Annotated in this window: 19 protein-coding genes, 1 pseudogene and 1 riboswitch; of the genes and pseudogenes, 14 read left to right on the plus strand and 6 right to left on the minus strand. The window is 70.1% G+C overall.

Annotated elements, in window-relative coordinates; all coding sequences use genetic code 11:
• Nucleotides 1-20 precede the first annotated feature (20 nt).
• Nucleotides 21-163: riboswitch (cyclic di-AMP (ydaO/yuaA leader) on the plus strand.
• A gap of 6 nt (nt 164-169) precedes the next feature.
• Both AB0B91_RS41545 and AB0B91_RS41550 read left to right on the plus strand, forming a co-directional pair.
• The gene (locus AB0B91_RS41545) at nt 170-1141 is read left to right on the plus strand and encodes a hypothetical protein (protein ID WP_358332368.1); all 972 of its coding nucleotides are present in this window, start codon (nt 170-172) and stop codon (nt 1139-1141) included.
• Between the two features lie 36 nt (nt 1142-1177).
• Nucleotides 1178-1771, plus strand: a complete 594-nt coding sequence (locus AB0B91_RS41550) for a hypothetical protein (RefSeq protein WP_358332370.1) — start codon at nt 1178-1180, stop codon at nt 1769-1771.
• 9 nt (nt 1772-1780) lie between these two features.
• Here AB0B91_RS41550 and AB0B91_RS41555 read toward each other — a convergent pair.
• Together AB0B91_RS41555 and AB0B91_RS41560 are read right to left on the minus strand one after the other, a co-directional pair.
• Nucleotides 1781-2197, minus strand: a pseudogene (locus tag AB0B91_RS41555) (M55 family metallopeptidase); the annotation flags it as partial.
• A 118-nt stretch (nt 2198-2315) separates the two neighbouring features.
• Entirely contained in the window at nt 2316-3620 is a 1305-nt protein-coding gene (locus AB0B91_RS41560; protein ID WP_358332373.1) for a M50 family metallopeptidase, read from the minus strand.
• 155 nt (nt 3621-3775) lie between these two features.
• Between AB0B91_RS41560 and AB0B91_RS41565 the strand changes: the two genes are divergently transcribed.
• Nucleotides 3776-4375, plus strand: a complete 600-nt coding sequence (locus AB0B91_RS41565) for a response regulator transcription factor (protein WP_358332376.1) — start codon at nt 3776-3778, stop codon at nt 4373-4375.
• Nucleotides 4376-4566: 191 nt separating this feature from the next.
• Here AB0B91_RS41565 and AB0B91_RS41570 read toward each other — a convergent pair whose 3' ends face one another.
• The gene (locus AB0B91_RS41570) at nt 4567-5682 is read right to left on the minus strand and encodes a PP2C family protein-serine/threonine phosphatase (protein ID WP_358332379.1); all 1116 of its coding nucleotides are present in this window, start codon (nt 5680-5682) and stop codon (nt 4567-4569) included.
• A 118-nt stretch (nt 5683-5800) separates the two neighbouring features.
• Between AB0B91_RS41570 and AB0B91_RS41575 the strand changes: the two genes are divergently transcribed.
• The gene (locus tag AB0B91_RS41575; RefSeq protein ID WP_358332382.1) at nt 5801-7027 is read left to right on the plus strand and encodes a GNAT family N-acetyltransferase; all 1227 of its coding nucleotides are present in this window, start codon (nt 5801-5803) and stop codon (nt 7025-7027) included.
• 45 nt (nt 7028-7072) lie between these two features.
• Nucleotides 7073-7219: a hypothetical protein gene (locus AB0B91_RS41580; RefSeq protein WP_358332385.1), complete on the plus strand. Its 147-nt coding sequence runs from the start codon at nt 7073-7075 to the stop codon at nt 7217-7219.
• On the opposite strand, the gene AB0B91_RS41585 is transcribed toward AB0B91_RS41580, so the two are convergent.
• Complete coding sequence (locus AB0B91_RS41585) at nt 7216-7683, minus strand: ribose-5-phosphate isomerase (protein ID WP_358332388.1); 468 nt, start codon at nt 7681-7683, stop codon at nt 7216-7218. The two genes, AB0B91_RS41580 and AB0B91_RS41585, sit on opposite strands and share 4 nt — an antisense overlap.
• 103 nt (nt 7684-7786) lie before the next feature.
• On the opposite strand from AB0B91_RS41585, the gene def reads away from it, so the two are divergent.
• Both def and AB0B91_RS41595 read left to right on the plus strand, forming a co-directional pair.
• Nucleotides 7787-8272, plus strand: coding sequence for a peptide deformylase (def, locus tag AB0B91_RS41590; RefSeq protein ID WP_358332391.1), 486 nt, complete (start codon nt 7787-7789; stop codon nt 8270-8272).
• A 9-nt stretch (nt 8273-8281) separates the two neighbouring features.
• Nucleotides 8282-9010: an SDR family oxidoreductase gene (locus tag AB0B91_RS41595; RefSeq protein WP_358332394.1), complete on the plus strand. Its 729-nt coding sequence runs from the start codon at nt 8282-8284 to the stop codon at nt 9008-9010.
• Here the strand turns inward: AB0B91_RS41595 and AB0B91_RS41600 are convergent.
• Nucleotides 9007-10410: an aldehyde dehydrogenase family protein gene (locus AB0B91_RS41600; RefSeq protein WP_358332397.1), complete on the minus strand. Its 1404-nt coding sequence runs from the start codon at nt 10408-10410 to the stop codon at nt 9007-9009. The two genes, AB0B91_RS41595 and AB0B91_RS41600, sit on opposite strands and share 4 nt — an antisense overlap.
• Nucleotides 10411-10547: 137 nt before the next feature.
• Nucleotides 10548-11180 carry a disulfide bond formation protein DsbA gene (locus tag AB0B91_RS41605; RefSeq protein ID WP_358332400.1) on the minus strand — a complete coding sequence of 211 codons (633 nt, stop codon included), beginning with the start codon at nt 11178-11180 and terminating at the stop codon, nt 10548-10550.
• Between the two features lie 79 nt (nt 11181-11259).
• Here AB0B91_RS41605 and pepN point away from each other — a divergent pair, with 79 nt between their 5' ends.
• The 7 genes from pepN to AB0B91_RS41640 all read left to right on the plus strand — a co-directional run bounded on the left by pepN (nt 11260) and on the right by AB0B91_RS41640 (nt 21653).
• Nucleotides 11260-13818 (plus strand): aminopeptidase N, encoded by a 2559-nt coding sequence (gene pepN, locus AB0B91_RS41610; RefSeq protein WP_358332402.1) that lies wholly within the window; start codon nt 11260-11262, stop codon nt 13816-13818.
• A gap of 132 nt (nt 13819-13950) precedes the next feature.
• On the plus strand, nt 13951-15267 hold the full coding sequence (locus AB0B91_RS41615; protein WP_358332405.1) for an ROK family transcriptional regulator: 1317 nt from the start codon (nt 13951-13953) through the stop codon (nt 15265-15267).
• The gene (locus AB0B91_RS41620; RefSeq protein ID WP_358332408.1) at nt 15264-16214 is read left to right on the plus strand and encodes a sugar ABC transporter permease; all 951 of its coding nucleotides are present in this window, start codon (nt 15264-15266) and stop codon (nt 16212-16214) included. The genes AB0B91_RS41615 and AB0B91_RS41620 overlap by 4 nt, the downstream gene beginning before the upstream one ends.
• Nucleotides 16207-17013 carry a carbohydrate ABC transporter permease gene (locus AB0B91_RS41625; protein ID WP_358332411.1) on the plus strand — a complete coding sequence of 269 codons (807 nt, stop codon included), beginning with the start codon at nt 16207-16209 and terminating at the stop codon, nt 17011-17013. Before AB0B91_RS41620 ends, AB0B91_RS41625 begins: the two co-directional genes overlap by 8 nt.
• Nucleotides 17014-17028: 15 nt before the next feature.
• The gene (locus AB0B91_RS41630) at nt 17029-18291 is read left to right on the plus strand and encodes a sugar ABC transporter substrate-binding protein (RefSeq protein ID WP_358332414.1); all 1263 of its coding nucleotides are present in this window, start codon (nt 17029-17031) and stop codon (nt 18289-18291) included.
• 18 nt (nt 18292-18309) lie between these two features.
• Nucleotides 18310-19383, plus strand: coding sequence for a glycoside hydrolase family 15 protein (locus AB0B91_RS41635; RefSeq protein ID WP_358332911.1), 1074 nt, complete (start codon nt 18310-18312; stop codon nt 19381-19383).
• A complete protein-coding gene (locus tag AB0B91_RS41640; RefSeq protein WP_358332417.1) occupies nt 19380-21653 on the plus strand; it encodes a TIM-barrel domain-containing protein in 2274 nt (757 codons plus the stop codon). Before AB0B91_RS41635 ends, AB0B91_RS41640 begins: the two co-directional genes overlap by 4 nt.
• The last annotated feature ends 13 nt before the right edge of the window (nt 21654-21666 follow it).

Below are 21666 nucleotides of genomic sequence, written 5' to 3' on the forward strand. Positions count from 1 at the left end.
CCTGAAGCACCGACCGAAATGGTCGGTGTTGGCCTAATCCCGGGTGCGTGACCTGGGAGCCGGGGACCCATCGCATCTTGGGGTGAATCCACTTCGGTGGTAAGGCGGCATCTCCCTGCCCGAACCCGTCAGCTAACCCGGTCGGCAGTCAGGGAGAGGAACCCCTCACGTGGCGACTGCGTCCCCCACGGGTCTTGCCATCGGTCTCATCACCGCCACCTGTGTGGCCTTCGGAGCCTTCACGGCCGTACCGGCTTCGGCCGCGCCGGCCGCGCCCAAGCCCAGCGAAGCCAAGCTCCGCGCGGAGCTGAAGGAGCTCGACCAGAAGGTCGACAAGCTCATCGAGACCTACAACCTCAAGCGCGTCGAACTCGCCAAGGCGAAAGAGGACTCGGAGACGACCAAGAAGCGGCTCGCGGCGGCGGATGCCAGCCTCGTCACCGCCCAGAAGCGCGTCGCCGAGCTCGCGCAGCTGCAGTACCAGAACGGCACCGGCTCGCTGCCGAACCTCACGTTCCCGAGCGACAGCTCCAGCGCGGCGGTGCTGGAGCAGCTCACGGCCTCGCAGCAGGCGATCGTGCAGAGCGTGGCCACCCTGAGGAACCTGAAGAAGGCGGCCGCGGACCAGGCGACCGCCCTGGAGACGAAGATCCGCGACGACGCGGCCAACGTGGCCAAGCAGCGGGACGACGCGCAGGACCTCATCAAGGACATCCAGAAGAAGCTGAAGGACCTCATCCCGTTCGGCCCCGGCCGCCGCTCGGACGGCAGCTGGGCGCCCGAGCTCCCGTCCGGCGCCGACAACATCACCGCCCGCATGCGGGTGATCCGCGGGCTGATCCAGAAGGACTTCTCACTGCCGTTCGAGGTCGGCTGCTTCCGCTCGGGCGGCGGCGGCGAGCACCCGCTGGGGCGCGCGTGCGACTTCATGATGAGCACCGGCGGCACCATGCCCACCGAGGCCAACCAGGCACTCGGCAACCGCATCGCGGCCTGGGCGATCGAGAACAAGGACAAGCTCGGGGTCAAGTACGTCATCTGGAAGCAGCGGATCAATCAGGGCTCGGGCTGGAGCCCGATGTCCGACCGCGGCAGCATCACCGAGAACCACTTCGACCATGTACACATCTCGATGTTCTGACAAGGGGACCCGCGGCCGAGAAAGGTTGATCACCTCATGTTCGATGACATCGTCGCTCGTTACCACGACATGCTGGATTACCTTGGACTCGACACCTTCGCGTACACGGTGACGGTCCCCGACTCCGGAGTTCTGTCGGTCGAGGATGCCGTGAGGCGCCTCCACTTCGACCATGCCCCCAATGAGCCGCACCGCAGGGGCGCCCTCCACCTCTATCAGGTCGGCTCCGGGGTCGTCACTCTGGACTGGGTCAACCTCGGTGACCGTGAGCAGATGATCCAGAGGCTGGCCGGCGACGGCTTCCGGCACTGGTACGTGTCCTTCGACATCAACGGCAGCACCAGCATGTACGTCCGGTACGGGGTCGCTGAGGGATACCTCGACCATCCCGAGCCGGCCTCCTTGCCCTCCACACCATGGACAGACCTCCTCGGCCCTCTGATGCCCTTCACCAAGATCCTCGCCGGCGGCTACGACAGCGAGGGCGCGGCGGCATCAGTGGACATCACGGCGGCGTGCCTGGCCGTGGTGGAGCTGGAAAGCGGTGTTCGCCTTGACGAGGACCTGATGCACAGGCCTCATTCGGCGCTGCCGATCCCCCTACAGGCCCTGGCACCGGCCGGCGCCTGAGGTGGTGATTCAGCGGCTGAGATAGTGGCTGGTCAGCGCGGACCAGACAAGGAGCACGTCCAACGCCGTCCTGGGACTGGCAGCCTGATAGCGGACCGTACGCGCGCCCGTCCGCTCGGTGCCCGGCACCAGGGCGGCCAGCTCCACGGCCCCATGGGGCCGTAGTTCGGCCTCGATGGCCAGTTCGTCGGGGACGGTCACCGGCCGAAGCGTTCCCGAGATGGCGCCGGCCACGGCGCGGGCCGCCCTGGCGGCGATGGCCGCCCGGGCGACCGCCGGGTGCTTGCTGCGCGTGGCCGTGCGTCCCAGCGCTGTCTTCACCGGGACGGTGACCACGCCAGGAAACGTCTTCTCCGCGACCGCGCAGATCACGTCGTCTCCTGTGACCAGCCCTATCGGGACGCCCACGGCCGCGGCCACCAGGGCGTTGAGTTCGGCTTGGGGTCTCCGACCACGTAGTCGGCGCGCCGGTCGAGCCGCTCGCCGAGCAGGTTGTCGGCGGGCCCGTGGCTTCGCGGGTACGCCGTAGCTGCCAGAAGGCGGGTCAGCCGGTGAGGGTGAGCGGGTTGATCAGGTCGGCGTAGACAAGCAGGCCGGCCATGATGATCATGACGAAGGCCAGGGCGTAGGTGAGCGGGAGCACCTTGGCGATGTCCACGTACCCGGGCTCGGGGCGGCGCCTGACGCGGGCGTAACCGCGCTTGAGGCCCTCCCAGAGACCGCCCGCGATGTGGCCGCCGTCGAGCGGCAGCAGCGGGATGAGGTTGAACATGCCGATCGCCAGGTTGAACCCGGCCAGCAGGTTGACCAGGAAGGCGACCTTCTGCTTGCTCGACAGGTCGGAGGAGAGGATCTCACCGCCCATGCGCCCGGCGCCCACGACGCCGACCGGGCCCTCGGGGTCGCGCTTGTCGCCGGAGAACGCGGCGTGCCACACGCCGACCATCTTCTGCGGCAGGTTCAGCAGCGACTCGGCGACCCGGCCGGTGAGCTGGCCCATGTAGCCGACGACGACGCCGAGGCTCTGCGGCTGCATGACCTCGGTGGGCATGACACCGAGGAAGCCGACGTTCTTGTCGATCTTCTTCGGGTCGGTGGCCGAGGGCCGGTCCTGGGAGATGAGGGTGACGTTGAGCGTCATCGGCTGACCGGCGCGGATGATGCCGACGGCGACGGGACCGGGGCGGTGCGAACGGATCAGGCGGGTGGCGTCGTCCCAGGTGGTGATCTTCTGGCCGCCGAAGGAGACGATCCGGTCCCCGGGCTTCATGCCGGCCTGGGCGGCCGGTGTCGGCTGGTCGGTGGCCCGGCAGTCGGTCCGCTGCTCGCTGACCGGGATCACGCAGGTGTTGGTCTTCGGCGACACCACGGGGGTCAGCGTGGGCAGGCCGATGCCGACGAGCAGGACGGAGAAGAGGATGAACGACAGCACGAAGTTCATGAACGGGCCGCCGGACATGATGATGACCTTCTGCCACCACTTCTTCCGGTAGAACACCCGGTCCTCGTCGCCCGGCCGCACCTCTTCCTGCGCCACGTCGCGGGCGGACTCGATGAGGCCCTGGAACGGGCCCGTGGAGCTGCTCCTCAACCTGGTCGGATCGTCGCCGGGCCGTGGCGGCAGCATGCCGATCATGCGGATGTAGCCGCCCAGGGGGATCCACTTGATGCCGTACTCGGTCTCGCCCCGCCGGATGGACCAGGCGGTCGTGCCGAAGCCGACCATGTACTGGGGCACCCTGACGCCGAAGATCTTGGCAGGCACCAGGTGGCCGAGCTCGTGCAACGCGACGGACGCCATCAGCCCGATCAGGAAGACGATGATCCCCGCGAGGTAAAGCCAGTTCATCTAGTCCCGCTCCAGGGCAGACAGAAGGTCTCGACAGCCCCAGAGTAGTCGAAGTCCTCACGCCTCGATGGCTTGCGCACCCTTTGCGAGCTCGGCAGATTACGTTGACAGTACGCGATCAAGCGATCACTCTGGGAGATGACGGAGGTGGAGCCTTGATCCGGATTCTGGTCGCCGAGCATCTGCCGCTGGTCCGGCGCGGACTGGTCGCTTCGCTCGACGCGGAGCCCGACCTGAAGGTGGTCGCCGAGGTGGCGGACGCGGAAGGCGTCCTGCCCGCGGCGGCGGCGTGCGCGCCCGACACCGCGGTCATCGATCTGGACCTGCCCGGCGGGGGCGGCCTGTTTCCCGCGGCCCGGCTGCGCGAGCGGGGCTGCCACGTGCTCATCCTGTCGGCGCAGGCCAAGCCCGGTCAGGTGCGCAGGGCGTTCGCCACGCACGCGCTCGGCTTCATGAGCCTCGACGTCGCGCCCGAGCAGCTCGCCGAGAGCCTGCGGCTGGTCGCCGCCGGGCGCCGCGCGGTCGACTCCGACCTGGCGATCGCCGCGCTCCAGTCGGCCACCAACCCGCTGACCAGACGCGAGCTCGACGTGCTGCGGATCGCGGCGGGCGGGGCCCGTTCGACGGAGATCGCCGACCAGCTCTTCCTGTCGGTCGGCACCGTACGCAACCACCTGTCGCGGATCATGTGCAAGACCGGGGCCCGCAATCGCATCGACGCGGTCCGCATCGCGAGCGACTCGGGCTGGCTGTGAGAGCCGGTTGTGAGAGCCGGTTGTGAGGGCTGGCCGCGAAGGCCGGCTGTGAGGACCCACCGGCTGTAGAGACCGGGCCCCGGTGAAGCCGCGCCGCTCCACCGGGACCCGGAGCGGTGAACCCTTCGAGGATCTCAAGATCGATCAGGCACTGCCAGTGACCGTGTTCACCGCTTGACCCGTGTGATTCGTCACGGGCGCCAGATGAGAACCAGCGCGCAGTCGTCGTTGTGGCCCGACGCCATGGCGTTGACCAGGGCGCGAGCGCCGTCGCGGAATCCCGAGGTGAGCAGCCGCTCGGCCTCCCCGAGCAGCTTGTCGAGCCCGGCGTCGATGTCGCGTCCCGGCTGCTCGATCAGCCCGTCGGTGTAGAGCAGCAGCGCCTCGCCCTTGCGCAGGGTGCCGCTGTCGGGCTCGCAGTGCAGGTCGGGGACCACACCGAGAACGACGCCCTTGGCCGTGGCGACCTGCCAGGTGCCCGCGCCCGCGTCGAACTTGACCACCGGCGGGTGACCGGCCGAAGTGATCGTGTAGTCGCCCGTCGCCAGGTCGAGGCGTACGTGCACGGCCGTCACGAAGCCCTCGTCACCGCGCTGGCGGTGCAGGTAGGTGTTGCAGGCCGGCAGGAAGTCGACGCCCGAGCCGAGCAGTCCGCCGAACGTGCCGGACAGCAGCAGCGCCCTGGTGCCCGCGTCGACACCCTTGCCCGACACGTCGACGAGCGCGATCTCCACCTTGTCCCCGTCGCGCATGGAGACCAGGAAGTCGCCGCCGAAGGAGGAGCCGCCCGCCTGTTTGAGCACGACCTTGCCGCCCCAGTCCTTGGGCAGCGGGGGCAGCTCGCCCTGACTCTTGAGCCGGTCGCGCAGCTCCAGCAGCATGGCGTCGCCGCGCAGCCCCTGCACGCCGAGCTTGCCGCGGGTGCGGGCCATCAGCACCGCCAGCACCGTGGTGAAGCCGATCGTCACCATGAGCCCCATGCCGATCCGGCCGATCCCGAGCGTCCCTGCGATGTAGCCGAGCGAGATGGCCACCGCGACGAGCAGCTTGATCAGACTGCCCAGCCGGAGCTGCAACCCGCCCACGAGGAGGATGAGGATGAGCAGCGAGGGCGAGAACCACTCGGTCGAGATCTGCGCAGCCAGCAGTCCGATGACGAGCGTCAGCATCGTCAACGTGACCATCAGGTTGCGGTCTCGGGCCAAGGAGCCTCTTCTGAGGAACCGGACCGCGGACACCAGAAACGGCACCCGCACAAGGATTGCGCGGAGCCGTGGTGGAATCAGCGGCGCCGGACGGGAACTCATGATGCGCCTGACTGTATCGGTCTGGCCTCCCTTTGGGCAGCCCACTTGACCAAGGCCTTGATCATTAAGGACGTATATTGGGTGGCCCTCCCCCTTTGCCCGCTCCTACCTTGGACGGATGACGTATCCGATCCGTCCGGTGAACGAGGCCGAGTGGCCGGCGTTCGCCGAGGTGCTCTCCGAGGGGTTCGGCTGGGCGCCGCATCCTCAGGAATCAGAACGATTCAAGGCGCAGACCGAGTTCGATCGGACGCTTGCCGCGTTCGACGGCGACGTCATAGCGGGCGTCACCGCCGTCTTCTCCTTCACCATGACGGTCCCCGGCGCGCAGATCCCGGTCGCGGGCGTGACGGCCGTCAGCGTGCTCCCCTCCCATCGCCGTCGCGGCGTGCTGTCGAGCCTGATGCGCAGGCAGCTGTCCGACGTGCGCGAGCGCGGCGAGTCCGTCGCCGCCCTGTACGCCTCCGAGTCCGTCATCTACGGCAGGTTCGGGTACGGCAGAGCGTCGAGCGAGATGGGGTTCAGCATCTCCAAGCACGGCTCGGCCTTCGTCGCGAACGCCCCCACGGACCCGTCACTACGCATCAGGGTGGCCAAGCCGGCCGAGGCCCGAGCCGAGTTCGAGCGGCTGTTCGCCTCCGTCGTGGCCGCGCGCCCCGGGCGTTATCTCCGTAACGAGCAGTTCTGGAGCGCTGTACTGGCCGACGAGGAGTTCGACCGGCACGGCAACGGGCCGCTCCGCTCGGTGATCGCCGAGGATGACCGGGCCGTGCGTGGTTACGCGCTGTTCAGGATCAAGGCGAACTGGGACGACGACGGCGTGCCCAACGGGCTGCTGAAGCTGCAGGAGCTGGAGGCGGCCGACCCCGCCGCCCGCGCGCTGCTGTGGCGCAGCGTGCTCGACCGCGATCTGATCTCCCGGGTGGAGGGCGGCAGGCCGGTGGACGACGCGCTCATCGCGCTGCTCGCCGACCCACGGCAGCTCCGGGCGAGCTGCGCGGACGAGCTGTGGGTACGCCTCGTGGAGGTGGACCGGGCGTTGACCTCGCGGGCGTACTCGTCGGCCGTCGACGTGGTGATCGAGGTCGAGGACGACGTATGCCCGTGGAACGCCCGCCGCTGGCGGCTCAGCGCCGACGCCTCCGGCGCCGAGTGCAAGCCGGTGGAGGACGAGCCCGACATGTCGCTGCCGGTCTCCTCGCTCGGCTCGGCGTACATGGGCGACGGCCTGCTCGCGGCCCAGCTCGACGCGGGGCTGCTGCGCGAGCACTCGGCGGGCTCGGTGCGCAGGCTCGACGCGGCCATGGCGTGGAGCCCGAAGCCGTGGGCGGGACTGTCGTTCTGACGTCGGCCCTTCTGACGTCGGCCCCTCTGACGTAGGCTCGCGGGCATGGCGCTGCAGAGCTTGCAGATCACCGCGATCACCGCGATGCGGGCCCGCGACGTGTCGCGGCCCTCCAAGGAGCAGCAGGAGGCCGCCGACCGGCGGCCCCTGCGTGACGAGATGCCCAAGCGCGAACCCAGGCGGCGGGCTTAGGGCAGAGAGGGCAGCTGGCCGATCGTCTCGTAGCTGGCCACCTGCGCGATGCGGCGGGCGTGTCGCTCCGAGCCGGAGAACTGCGTGGCGAGGAAGGTCTCCACGAAGCCCGTCGCCTCGTCGGCGGAGTGCATGCGCGCGCCGAGGGAGACCACGTTGGCGTTGTTGTGCTCGCGGGCGAGGCTGGCCGTCTCCTCGCTCCAGGCCAGGGCGGCACGGATGCCGCGCACCTTGTTGGCGGCCATCTGCTCGCCGTTGCCCGACCCCCCGATGACGATGCCCAGGCTGCCGGGATCGCCGGCGACGCCCTCGGCGGCCCGCAGGCAGAACGCCGGATAGTCGTCCTCGGCGTCATAGACGAACGGACCGCAGTCGGTCACCTCGTGACCGTGGTCCTTGAGCCAGGACACGAGGTGGTTCTTGAGCTCATAGCCGGCATGGTCGGCACCGATGTAGACACGCACGCGACCAGTCTTCCACAGCGCCGCCCGCGTCCCTCGCACCAGCGCGTCGGCTGGCTAGAGTAAGGAGCCATCGGTAATCCAGTCCTTACGGGAGCAGACCATCATGCGCGAGATCCGCGTCGTCGGCGATCCTGTGCTGCGCACGCCCGCCGAGCCCGTCGAAGGCTTCGACCGCGAGCTGCGCCGCCTCATCGACGAGATGTTCCAGGCGATGTACGCGGTGGACGGCGTCGGCCTGGCCGGGCCGCAGATCGGGGTGTCGCGGCGGCTGTTCGTCTATGACATCAGCGGACGCAAGGGGCACATGGTCAATCCCACCCTGACCGTGGACGATCCGGAAGAGGCGCTGGACGAGGAGGGCTGCCTGTCGGTGCCCGACCGGCAGACGGGCACGCCGATCTACGCCCCGGTGGCGCGGGCCTCGGGCGTGACCGTCGAGGGGTTCGACCGGCTCGGCCGCCCGCAGCGGGTCAAGGCGCGCGGCTCACTGGCCCGCTGCTTCCAGCACGAGAGCGATCACCTCGACGGGCAGCTGTTCGTCGACCGGCTGCCGAAGACGGAGTCCCGCAAGATCATGATCAGGACGTAGGTTGGCGGCATGAGCGATTTTTCGGGCAAGGGCGCACTGGTAACAGGGGGCTCCCGGGGCATCGGCCGGGCCATCGTCGAACGGCTGGCCGGTGACGGGGCCGATGTGATCTTCACCTATCGCAGTGACTCCGAGGCGGCCAAGCAGGTGGCCGCGGCGACCGGAGCGCATGCCGTACAGGCCGACCAGGGGGACAGGGCCGATCTGGACCGGCTGTTCGCCGAGGCGGAGGAGCGGTTGCCCGGGCTCGACATCCTGGTCGGCAACGCGGCACAGACCGGCCAGGGGCTCATCGCCGATATCACGGACGAGACCTACGAGCGGCTGTTCGCGGTCAACGCGCGTTCGACGTTCCTGGCCATCCAGTGGGCGGGGCGGGTGATGCGCGACGGAGGGCGGATCATCAACGTCTCGACGCTCAACACCCGGGTGCCCGGCCCGGGGATCTCCCTCTACGCGGCGAGCAAGGCGGCCGTCGAGCAGTTCACCAAGGTCGCGGCGCGCGAGCTGGGCGGGCGCGGCATCACCGCCAACATCGTCTCCCCCGGCGCGACCGACACCGACATGCTGCGTGACAGCAACCCGCCCGAGGCGCTGGAGCGGATGCCCGGGTTCACCGCGTTGCAGCGGCTGGGGCGGCCCGACGACATCGCGGCCGTGGTCGCGTTCCTGGCCGGACCCGACGGACGGTGGATCACGGGACAGAATCTGCTGGCGACGGGCGGAATGCTGCTCTAAAGCTGCATTGCCTTGATCTCCAGGAACTCCTCCAGCCCGTGTTCGCCCAGTTCGCGGCCGATGCCCGACTGCTTGTAGCCGCCGAACGGGGCGAGCGGGTTGAAGGCGCCGCCGTTGATCGCCACCTGCCCGGTGCGCAGCCTGCGGGCCACCGCGACCGCGCGTTCCTGGGTGCCCGCCCACACCGCGCCGGCCAGGCCGTAGGGAGTGTCGTTGGCTATGTGGACGGCCTGGTCCTCGCTGGTGTACGGGATGATCGTCAGGACCGGGCCGAAGATCTCCTCCTGCTCGATCGTCATGCCCGGCTCGACCGCGGCGAAGACGGTCGGCTCGACGTAGAAGCCGCGCGGGTGCGGGGCTTCGGTGCCGCCGGTCACCAGCCTGGCGCCCTCCTCCTCGCCGCGGTTGATGTAGCGGACCACGCGGTCGCGCTGGGCGGCGGAGACGAGCGGGCCGATCCGGGTGGTCTCGTCGAACGGGTCGCCCACGGTGTAGCGGCGCGCCGTGTCGACGGCCAGGTGGACCGCGTCGTCGTACTGGTCGCGGTGGACGATCATGCGGGTCCACGCCGAGCAGGTCTGGCCGGCGTTGACGAAGCAGTTGGCGACGCCGACCTTGACGGCGGCGCCCAGGTCGGCGTCGGGCAGGATCAGGTTGGCGGACTTGCCGCCGAGCTCCAGCGCCACCCGCTTGACCGACTCGGCCGCCAGCGACGCCACCCGGCGCCCGGCGGCCGTCGAGCCGGTGAAGGAGATCATGTCGACCTCCGGGTGCGCGGCCAGGGCCTCGCCCACCACCGGGCCGCGCCCGCTGACCAGGTTGAACACGCCGGCGGGCAGGCCCACCTCGTGGAAGATCTCGGTCAGCGCGTACGCCGCCAGCGGCGCCACCTCGGACGGCTTGAGCACGACCGTACAGCCGGCGGCCAGAGCCGGGGCGACCTTGCAGATGATCTGGTGCAGCGGGTAGTTCCACGGGGTGATCGCGGCGACCACGCCGACCGGCTCCTTGACCACCAGCGAGTTGCCAATGCGCGACTCGCGCGGATGGCTCTCGGCCAGCCGGGCGTAGGCGGCCAGCACGCCCGCGGGCATCAGCGTCTGCACCTTGAGCGCGAAGCCCAGGGGTGAGCCCATGTCGGTCGCGATGGTCTTGGCGATGTCACCGGCCCGCTCGGTCAGCAGCTCGGCGACGGCGCCCAGCAGCTTGCCGCGCTCGGCGGCGGGCGTGGCCGACCAGGACGGGAAGGCAGCGCGCGCGGCGCGCACGGCCGCCTCTACGTCCTCGGGGGCGCCGGCCGGCACCCGGTCGATGATCTGCTCCGTGGCCGGGTTGACGACCTCGATGGGCTCGCCGGAGACCGAAGCGGTCCAGGCACCGCCGATGTACAGCTGACGCATAGCCCCCATCCTTGCTCGCCCGCCGTCGCAAAGCGAGGGCGTGGCGCCTCGTGCGGCTCCTCCAAAGGAGGGTACGGCTGGGCGCCAAGGATGGATGCGGATTGCGCCGCTACAGTTCAGCCACTTCGAGCTGAAAGTCAGTCGAAACTCGGTCGCCGGGTGCGCGAACGCTTGAGCTCGAAGAAGTCGTCGAACTCGGTGACCAGCAGCACGCCGTCCCAGAGCCGGCCCGCGTCCTCGCCCCGCGGGATGGTGGTGACCACCGGCCCGAAGAAGGCGTTGGCGCCGACGCGGATGACGGGGGTGCCGACCTCCTGGCCGACCAGGGTGATGCCCTCGTTGTGCGACTTGCGGATGGCCTCGTCGTACTCCGTCGAGTCCATGGCCTCGGCCGCGAGGCCCTTGTCGAGGCCCACGGCCTCGAGCGACTCCTCGGCGATGGCGCGCAGGGTGGCGAGCTCGCGGTCGCGGCCCTCGTTGTGCAGGCGGGTGCCGAACTCGGTGTAGAGGCGGCCGATGTACTCCTCGCCGTGCCGGTCGGCGGCGGCCGCGATGACGCGGACGAGCTTCAGGCCCTTGGCGTTCGACGCGCGGTAGTCGTCGGAGACGTCCTTATCCTCGTTGAGAACGAACAGGCTCATAATGCGCCAGCGAGGATCAATCGGACGGACCTTCTCGACTTCGAGTAGCCATCGTGACGTCACCCAGGCAAATGGGCAGAAAGGATCGAACCAAAGCTCTACGGGGGTCGTGTCTGTCACGTGGGCCATAACCTGGGGTATCGATGTCCTATTCCTTGCGTGGCAGGATACCGACAAAATAAGACGAAGTGGCGAAAAGGAGTGGAACTTGGCAGGCAACCTGACCCGGGACGAGGCTCGCGAGCGCGCCCGGCTGTTGAAGGTCGAGTCGTATGAGGTCGCACTCGACCTGACCGAGGGAGACGAGCGCTTCGAGAGTGTCACGACCGTCCGGTTCAGCAGCACCCAGCCGGGGTCGGCCACGTTCATCGATCTCCACGGCGCGCACGTCCGCAAGGTCACGCTCAACGGTGACGACCTCGACGTCTCCGCCTACGACGCCGAGAAGGGGCGCTTTCCGCTCCCCTCCGTGGCCGAGTCGAACGAGCTGCGCGTCGACGCCGACTGCGTCTACATGCGCAGCGGCGAGGGGCTGCACCGCTTCGTCGACCCGGTGGACCAGAAGATCTACCTGCACAGCCAGTTCGAGACGGCCGACGCGCACCGCATGTACGCCTGCTTCGACCAGCCCGATCTCAAGGCCACCTTCCAGCTCACCGTGCTGGCCCCGGCCGACTGGGAGGTCGTCTCCAACGCGGCGGCCACCTCGACCGAGCGGCTGCCCGAGCAGGTCGGCAAGCACGGCGCGGTGCCGGCGGCCAAGCGCTGGCTGTTCCCGGCCACAGCGGTCATGTCGACCTACATCACGGCGCTGGTGGCCGGTCCTTACCACAAGGTGACCTCCGAGCATGACGGCATCCCGCTGGGCATCTACTGCCGCGCCTCGCTCGCCGAGCACCTGGACTCCGACAACATCCTGGAGGTCACCCGGCAGGGCTTCGACTTCTTCCACCAGGTGTTCGGTGTCCGCTACCCGTTCGGCAAGTACGACCAGCTGTTCGTACCCGAGTTCAACGCCGGCGCGATGGAGAACGCGGGCTGCGTGACGTTCCTGGAGGACTACATCTTCCGGTCCAGGGTCACCGACGCCGTCGTCGAGCGGCGCGCGGAGACGATCCTGCACGAGATGGCGCACATGTGGTTCGGCGACCTCGTGACCATGCGCTGGTGGGACGACCTGTGGCTGAACGAGTCGTTCGCCACCTACATGTCGGTGCTCGCCCAGGCCGAGGCGACCCGGTGGGGCAAGGGCGCCTGGACGACGTTCGCGAACGTGGAGAAGTCCTGGGCCTACCGCCAGGACCAGTTGCCGTCCACGCACCCGATCGCCGCGGACATCCCGGACATGCAGGCGGTCGAGGTCAACTTCGACGGCATCACGTACGCCAAGGGCGCCTCGGTGCTCAAGCAACTGGTCGCCTACGTCGGGCTGGACAACTTCCTGGCCGGGGTGCGCGACTACTTCGGCGAGCACGCCTGGGGCAACACCGAGCTGAAGGACCTGCTCGGCGCGCTGGAGCGGACCTCGGGGCGCGACCTGTCGTCGTGGTCGAAGGAGTGGCTGGAGACCGCCTGGGTCAACACGCTGCGCCCGTCGTTCACCGTCGCCGACGGCCGCTTCGAGACCTTCGAGGTGCTGCAGGAGGCGCCCGCCGACTACCCGACGCTGCGCTCGCACCGCGTCGCGATCGGCCTGTACTCGCTGGCCGACGGCGTGCTCACGCGGACCAAGCGGGTCGAGCTGGACGTGGTGGGCGCCAAGACGAGCGTCGCGGAGCTGGTCGGGGAGGAGCAGCCCGACCTGGTCCTGGTCAACGACGACGACCTGACCTACGCCAAGATCCGCCTGGACGAGCGGTCGCTGCGGACGCTGGTCGACGGCGGCATCGCCGCCTTCACCGAGTCGCTGCCCCGGGCCCTGTGCTGGTCGGCCGCGTGGGACATGACCCGCGACGGCGAGATGTCCACCCGTGACTACGTCAAGCTGGTCATCTCGGGCATCGGCACGGTCAAGGACATCACGGTCCTCCAGACCGTACTCCGGCAGGCGCGGATGGCCGTGCAGCAGTACGCCGACCCGGCGTGGCGGGCCGAGGGCCTGTCGCTGCTGGCCACCGAGCTGCGCTCGCTGCTCGCCACGGCGGCGCCGGGCTCCGACCCGCAGCTCGCCTTCCTGCAGGCGTTCGCGCCCACGGCCACGTCCGACGCCGACCTGGCGATACTCTCGGGCATCCTCGACGGCTCGGCCGTGCCCGAGGGGCTGACGGTCGACACCGACCTGCGCTGGACGCTCATCCACGCGCTGGTCGTCGGCGGCAAGCTCAGTGGTGCCGACATCGACGCCGAGCTGGCGCGCGACGCCACCGCCACCGGCGAGCGGTCCGCCGCGCTGTGCCGGGCGGCCATCCCGACGGCCGAGGGCAAGGCCGCCGCGTGGGCCGCGATCGTGGGGGGCAAGCTGGCCAACCACATCGCGCGTACGACGGTCAACGGCTTCCAGGATCCGCACCACCCGGAGCTGCTGGCACCGTACCGGGAGAAGTACTTCGCGGAGATCGGCCGGATCTACCGGGAGTGGACGTTCGACCAGGCGCAGACGTTCACGGTCGGCTGCTTCCCCGCGCTGCTCATCGAGCCCGAGACCGTGCGGGCGGCGGAGGACTACCTGGCCAAGGAGCAGCCGCCGCAGGCGCTGCGCCGGATGATCCTGGAGGGCGCCGACGGCGTCAGCCGGGCGCTGCGCAACCGCGCGAAGGACGCGTCCTAGCGCGTAGCTCTTGAGAAGGGGGCCTCCGGTGACGGAGGCCCCCTTTCGTGTGCCCGGACTCTTGACAGCGGCCTGCCATGGCTTCATATTTTCACCACTAACTTTATTTCTAAAGAAAGTCGTTCTCATCACATGGCAGGTACTGATCGCGGTGATCTCACGAGGACGGCGATCCTCGCGCTGCTCGGCACCGTCGGGCCGCTGAGCCGCACCGAGATAGCGCGCGAGCTGGATCTGAGCCCGGCGAGCGTCACGCAGCTCACGCGCGAGCTCATGGGCTACGGCATGCTCGAGGAGCTCGACCTCAAGCCGTCGCGCGGCGGGCGGCCCGCCCAGCGGCTCGGGCTGGTGGGCAGCGCGGGCCGGGCGCTCGGCGTGAAGGTGACGGCCGACCATCTGGTGCTGGTCGACGTGCGGCTCGACGGCGAGGTGCTCGGGGCCTGGGAGTGCGCGTTCGACCCGTCGGCCCCCGAGGCGCTGGACCGGCTGGCCGACGCCGTCGAGTCGGTGGTCTTGGGCACCGGGCACGGACTGACGGCGCGTACGCCCACCTCGACCGGCGACGGGCAGGTGCCGCCGCTGCTCGGGATCGGGGTCGGGGTGCCCGGCAGCGTGGAGGACCAGGCGGTCGGCACGGTCAACGCGCCGACCCTGGGATGGCAGGCCATGCCGGTGGGCGAGCGGCTGCGGCGGCGGCTCAAACTGCCCGTGCTGGTCGAGAACGACGTCAACGCGCTGGCGGCGGCCGAGCGGCTGTACGGCAGGGGGCGGACCCATCGGGACTTCCTGGTGCTGACCATCGGGCGCGGCGTCGGCGCGGCGATCGTGGCCGACGGGCGGGTGTACCGGGGTGCCAGGGGCGGGGCCGGCGAGTTCGGGCACGTGCCCGTCGATCCGGCCGGGCCGGTGTGCGGGTGCGGGGCGCGCGGCTGCCTGGAGGCGTACGTCGGCTCGGCGGGCCTGCTGGCCGCGGCCCGCGCCAAGAATGGCGGTTCGGCCTCCTCGCCGGAAGGCGCGGGCTCCGTTCCGGAAAGCGCGGGCTTTCCGGAAGGCGCGGGGTCGGCGGGTGGCCGGTCGGCGGCCGTGACCGCGCTGGGGCGGGCCGGGGCCGCGGGGGATTTGGTGGCTCGGGAGGTGTTCGCCGAGGCGGGGGCCGTGCTCGGGCGGGCCGCTGCCGGGCTGATCAACGTGGTCGATCCCGAGGTCGTGGTGGTGCTCGGCGAGGGTACGGCCGATTGGCCGCTCTGGCAGGCGGGATTCGATCCGGCCGTCAGAGCGCAGTTGTACCCGGGGCGGCGGGACATCTCGATCGAGGTGGAGAGCTGGGACGACACCAGCTGGGCCCAGGGCGCGGCGGCCCTCGTGCTGGCCACCCCCTTCGACGCCGCCGGGGCCGCCGGCGAGCAGGGCCGCCTGGTGCGGGCCCGCCTGATCGGGACGACGCCATGACCCGCACGGACGCCATGACGGCCGACCGCACAAGCTCCGGGCACGCCCGCCGTACCGGCGCCAGGACCGCGCCACGGCGACGGTGGCGGTATGCCGGGACCGTGGCCGTGTTCCTGCTGCCCAGCCTGATCCCGCTGACCCTGTACACGCTGATCCCGATGGTCGCCTCGTTCTGGACGAGCCTCCACGAATGGGACCTCATCACCGAGATGCGCTGGGTCGGCCTCGGCAACTACCTCGAACTGCTCGGCGACGCCGGGACCAGGGCCGCGTTCCTGCACACGCTGTACTTCATCGCCGGTTACCTGCCGCTCGTCTACCTGGGCGGGCTGGGGCTGGCGCTGCTGCTGAACCGGGCGATGCCGGGGCGCGGGCTGCTGCGCGGCGTCTACTTCCTGCCCGTCATCACCAGCTGGGTCGTGGTGGCGCTGATGTGGAAGTGGCTGCTCAACCCGGCCAGCGGGGTGGTCAACTGGGCGCTGGGGCTGTTGGGCGTCAGCGGGCCCGGCTGGTGGACCGATCCCGACTGGGCGATGCCGTCGATCATCTTCGCCTCGGCCTGGAAGGACCTGGGCTTCGTGATGATCATCCTGCTGGCGGGGCTGCAGGCGATCCCGAAGGAGTTCCAGGAGGCCGCCATGGTCGACGGGGCGACGGCCTTCCGCCGGTTCAGGCACATCACGCTGCCGCTGCTGTCGCCTTCGTCGTTCTTCGTGGTGGTGATCTCGCTGATCAACGGCTTCCAGGTCTTCGACCAGGTGAAAATCATGACGGGTGGCGGGCCCGGTGGCGCGACGCAGGTCGTCGTGTCGCAGATCTACGACCTCACCTTCAGGTACGGCCGGGCGGGCGCGGCCTCGGCGCTGTCGTGGCTGCTGTTCGCCCTGGTGCTGCTCGTGACGATCGTGCAGATCCGGGGGCAGAGGCGGTGGGTGACCTATGGGTAAGACGCTCCGCTACCTGCTGGTGGGCCTCGGCGCGATGGTCATGCTGTTCCCGTTCGCCTGGGCGGTGATCACGTCGATCACGCCGGGCGACGCGGTGCTGGCCGTGCCGCCGGACTTCACGCCGGACAACGCGAGCCTCGACGCGTACGGCAAGCTGCTCGACACGCTCCCCTTCTGGCGGATCGTGGCGAACAGCGCCTGGATCGGGGCGGCCTCCACCACGCTGCAGCTCGTCACCAGCGCGATGGCCGCCTACGCGTTCGCCAGACTGCCGTTCCCGGGCCGGGGGGCGCTGTTCTCGGTCTACCTGGCGACGCTGATGATGCCGCTGCCCGTGCTGGTCGTGCCGCTGTTCATCGAGATGCGGACGTTCAACCTGGTCGACACGTACTTCGCGCTGCTGGCGCCGACCATCGCGTCGGCGTTCGGGGTGTTCCTGCTGCGGCAGGCGATCAACCAGGTGCCGAAGGAGTTCGACGAGGCGGCCGTGCTGGACGGCGCCGGACATTTCCGCATTTTTCTGTATGTGGTGCTGCCGCTGATCAGGCCGGCGCTGGCGACGTTCGCCATCTTCGGCTTCATGGCCAGCTGGAACAGCTACCTCTGGCCGCTGATCATCATCAAGTCGCCCGAGTTCATGACGCTGCCGCTGGGCCTGGCCACGCTGCACGGCCAGTTCACCACCGAGTGGGACGTGGTCATGGCGGGCTCGGTGATCAGTGTGGTGCCGATCCTCATCCTGTACGTCTTCGCGCAGAAGCACGTCATCGCCAGCGTCGCGCAGAGCGGGCTCAAGTAAGTAAAGGAACCCCCCATGTCACAAAGAATCAGGGTCGCCGCTTCCCTGGCGGCCGCCGCGCTGCTCGCCACCGCCTGCTCCCAGGGCTCGGCGACGAAGGCCCCGTCCGGCGAGGGCGGCAAGGTGACGCTGCGGTACTTCACGTTCTCGGCCGCGCCCGACCACGTGAAGGACCTGGACAAGATCGAGAAAGCCTTCGAGAAGGAGAACCCGAAGATCGACGTGGTCGTGGAGACCGCGCCCTTCGACGAGTACTTCACCAAGCTCCAGACCAGCATCGCGGGCGGCACCGCACCCGACACCTTCGAGCTCAACTACGAGAACTTCGTCACCTACGCCAGCGCGGGCTCGCTGCTCGACCTCGACACGGTGAAGGGCGACGGCGACCCGTCGGTGTACGCCAAGGAGTCGCTCGACGCCTTCCAGCGCGACGGCAAGCAGTACGCGCTGCCCGCGTCGTTCTCCACGGTCGTGCTCTTCTACAACAAGGACCTGTTCGACAAGGCCGGCGTGGCCCCGCCGACGGCCGAGTGGACCTGGGCCGACGAGCAGGCCGCCGCCGCGAAGCTGACCGACAAGAAGAAGGGCGTCTTCGGCGACTTCCAGCCGGTGCAGTTCTTCGAGTTCTACAAGACGCTCAAGCAGGCGGGCGGCGAGTTCCTGTCGGCCGACGGCAAGAAGTCGGCCTTCAACGGCCCGGCCGGGGTCAAGGCGGCGCAGTGGCTGGTCTCCAAGGTGGGCAAGACGATGCCGACCGAGGCGGAGATCGGCGGCACCGCCGACTACGACACGAACCTCTTCAAGTCCGGCAAGCTCGCCATGTGGCACAACGGCATCTGGCAGTTCGCCGGGCTGAAGGACGCGCCGTTCACCTGGGACGTGGTCGTCGAGCCGGGTGACGCCGCCAAGGCCAGCGCCGTCTTCCACAACGCCGTCGCCGCCTCCTCGGGCACAAAGCACGGCAAGGAGGCGTGGGCCTGGGCCCGGTTCCTGTCGTCGTCGAACACCGCGGCGACCACCCGCGTCGAGTCGTCCTGGGAGCTGCCGCCGGTCGCCGACCAGGCGGTGCTGTCCGGCTACCTCAAGGACCCGAAGCCCGCCAACCGCCAGGCGGTGTTCGACTCGCTGAAGTCGATCGCGCTGCCGCCGGTCATCAAGCGCCAGCAGGAGATGCAGGACGCCGTGACCAAGCAGCTGACCGAGGCCGCCGCCGGGCGCAAGCCGGTGGAGGAGGCGCTCAAGACCGCCGCCGCCGACGTCGACGCCCTGCTGTCTTAGGAGAAACCGTTGACCCTCGTGTCGCACAGCCTCGACGTGATCCAGAGGCTTCAGTCCCCCACCGGCGCCTACCCGGCGTCCCCGACTTTCTCCGCCTACCGCGGCTACTCGTGGCTGCGTGACGGGGCGTTCATCGCCGAGGGGGTGAGCAGGCACGGCGACGCCGCCGGTGCGGACGCCTTCCACGCCTGGTGTGCCCGGGTGATCGGCGACCGGGCGGGGCAGGTCGACTCGCTCGTCTCGCGGGCGGGGCGCGGTGAGCCGGTCTCGCCCGCCGAGATGCTGCCGACCCGGTTCACGCTCGACGGCGTGGACGGGGACGTCGACTGGTGGGACTTCCAGCTCGACGGGTACGGCACGTGGCTCTGGGCGCTGCGCGAGCACTCCTTCCGGCAGGGCCGGGCGGTTGCGGGGGTGGAGAAGGGGGTGCGGACGGCAGCCCGGTATCTCACCTCGTTCTGGGACATGCCGTGTTACGACTGGTGGGAGGAGCACGTCGAGCAGCGGCACGTGGCGACGCTGGGGGCGGTGCACGCGGGGTTGCGGGCGGCCATCGCGCTGGGCGTGCTGAGCGGGCCGGAGTCGGCGGCGGCCGGACAGGCGGTGGACGGCATCGCCGCCCTCGTGACCGCCGAGGGTCTGGTCGGCGGGCGTCTGACGAAGTGGCTGGGCAGTGACGCCGTGGACGCCAGCCTGCTCGCGTGTGTCGAGCCGTTCGGGCTCTACGCGGCCGATCATCCGGTCGGCGCGGCGACGGTGACCGAGGTGGAGCGGCAGCTCGCCGTGGACGGCGGGGTGTACCGGTACCTGACCGACACCTTCTACGGCGGCGGGCGGTGGGTGCTGCTGGCCGGGTTCCTCGGCTGGAACCACGCGCGGGCCGGGCGGCATGAGGAGGCCCTGCGGTACCTGGACTGGATGGCGGCCCAGGCGACCGCCGAAGGTGACCTGCCCGAGCAGGTGTCCGATCGGCTGCTGGCGCCCGAGCGGCTCCAGGAGTGGCTCGACCGGTGGGGCACCGTGGCCACGCCGCTGCTGTGGTCGCACGGGATGTATCTGATTCTCGCCGACGAGCTGGGGGTGCGGGCATGATCCGGCATCGGCCGTACGGGTCCGGGCATCCGTACGCCACGACCGAGGACCAGCGCGTGCCGGCCTGGCCGGTGGAGGGCGAGGCTGTGGAGCTGCGGGTGCGGGCTTCGGCGAAGGTCGTCTCGGTGGTGTGCGAGTGGGCCGCCGACGGGGCGGCGCCTGTCGAACTGCCGCTGACCAGAGCGGGTGCCGCACCGGACCCGGACGCGGCGGACCCGGACGCGGCGGACCCGGACGCGGCGGACCCGGACGCGGCGGAAAAGGCGGAGACCGTTGACGGCGGGCATCTGGCCGCGGCGCAGGCCAGGGCCGCGCGGGCCGCCGCCGGGTCTTGGGTGACGCGCTCGCCCGTACTGCGCGCCGGGCAGCGGTACGCCTACCGGTTCCGGGCAGCGATGGACGGCGGTGCGAGCCGTACCAGCCGGTGGTTCGAGGTGACGGCGGCGGCGTGGGGCCGGACGGGCGGGAAGCTCGTCGTGCGCGGTGCCGACCGGGTGGTGCCGGGGAGCGTGCGGTGGCTGGTCGGCGGTGACGGCGCGCGGCGGGTGCGGTTCGAGCTGGCGCTGGCCGACGGTGAGCACGTGGTGGGCTTCGGCGAGCGGTTCGACGCGGTGGACCAGCGTGGGCGGCGGCTGGACGCGGTGGTGTTCGAGCAGTACAAGGCGCAGGGGGCGCACGGCAGGACGTACCTGCCGATGCCGTTCGCGCTCGTGGTCGGCGGGGCGGCGAGCTGGGGGTTCCACGTCGAGACGTCCAGGCGGACCTGGTACGACGTCGGCGCGTCCCGGCCGGACCGGCTGGTCGTGGAGGCCGAGGTGGGGCCGGACGGCGAGCCCGCGGTGCGGCTGTACGACGGCGAGACCCCGGCCGGCGTGCTGCGGGACTTCCTGGACGAGGTGGGGCGGCCGACGGAGCTGCCCTCGTGGGTGTTCCGGTTGTGGGCCAGCGGCAACGAGTGGAACACGCAGGACCGCGTGATGGCCGAGATGGACCGGCACCGCGAGCACGACATCCCGGTCGGCGCGCTGGTCATCGAGGCGTGGAGCGACGAGACGACGTTCACGGCGTTCCGCGGGGCCGCGTACGAGCCGTCGGAGGAGCCGCACCGGCTGGCGGACTACACCTTTCCGCCGGACGGGCCGTGGCCGGACCCCAAGGGCATGGTGGACGAGCTGCACCAGCGGGACGTCAAGGTGCTGCTCTGGCAGATCCCGCTGCAGAAGATGCGACCGCACCCGCGGCACCAGGCCGCCGTGGACGCCCGACAGCTCGTCGAGCACGGCTACGGGGTCCGAGAGGCCGACGGCCGGCCGTACCGGAACCGGGGCTGGTGGTTCCCGCTGGCGCTCATGCCCGACCTGTCGTCGCCCGAGGTCCGCGACTGGTGGACGGCCAAGCGGGCCTACCTGGTGGACGAGGTGGGCGTGGACGGGTTCAAGACCGACGGCGGCGAGCACGCGTGGGGCCATGACCTGCGTTACGCCGACGGGCGCAGGGGCGACGACGGCAACGGCCTCTTCCCCGTGCACTACGCGCGGGCCTTCGGCGAGCTGCTGGAGCGGTACGGCAAGGCGCCCGTGACGTTCAGCAGGGCCGGGTTCGCCGGCTCACAGCCGCACGGCGTGTTCTGGGCCGGGGACGAGGACTCGACCTGGGCGGCGTTCCGGTCGTCCATCAGGGCCGGGATCACCGCGTCGGCCTGCGGGATCGTCTACTGGGGCTGGGACCTGGCCGGGTTCTCCGGTGACCTGCCCGACGCCGAGCTCTATCTGCGGGCGGCCGGGGCGTCGGCGTTCATGCCGATCATGCAGTACCACTCGGAGTTCAACCACCACCGCGTGCCCGTCAGGGACCGCACTCCGTGGAACGTGGCCGAGCAGACCGGCGACGACCGGGTGCTGCCGGTCTTCCGGCGGCTGGCCAAGGTGCGCGAGCGGCTCGTGCCGTACCTGACGGGACAGGCCCGCCAGGCGGTCGGCGGCGGGGCGCCGCTGATGCGCGGGCTCTTCTTCGACCATCCGGACGACCCGCGCGTCTGGGATCGGCCGCTGCAGTACAAGCTGGGCGACGCGTTGCTGGTGGCCCCGGTGACGGCGCCGGGCCTCACCGAACAGCCGGTCTACCTGCCTCGCGGCGAGTGGGTCGACGTCTGGACCGGTCACACCCATCGCGGCGGGCGTGAGGTCACGCTGCCCGCGCCGCTCGACCATCCGCCGGTCCTTTGTACGGCGGAGCACTGGCCACACCTCTCCCCCGTGTTCACGACCTGATAGGAGCTCCCCC

The sequence above is a fragment of the Nonomuraea sp. NPDC049141 genome (assembly GCF_040648415.1).
In the GTDB taxonomy this organism is placed as follows: Bacteria; Actinomycetota; Actinomycetes; order Streptosporangiales; family Streptosporangiaceae; genus Nonomuraea.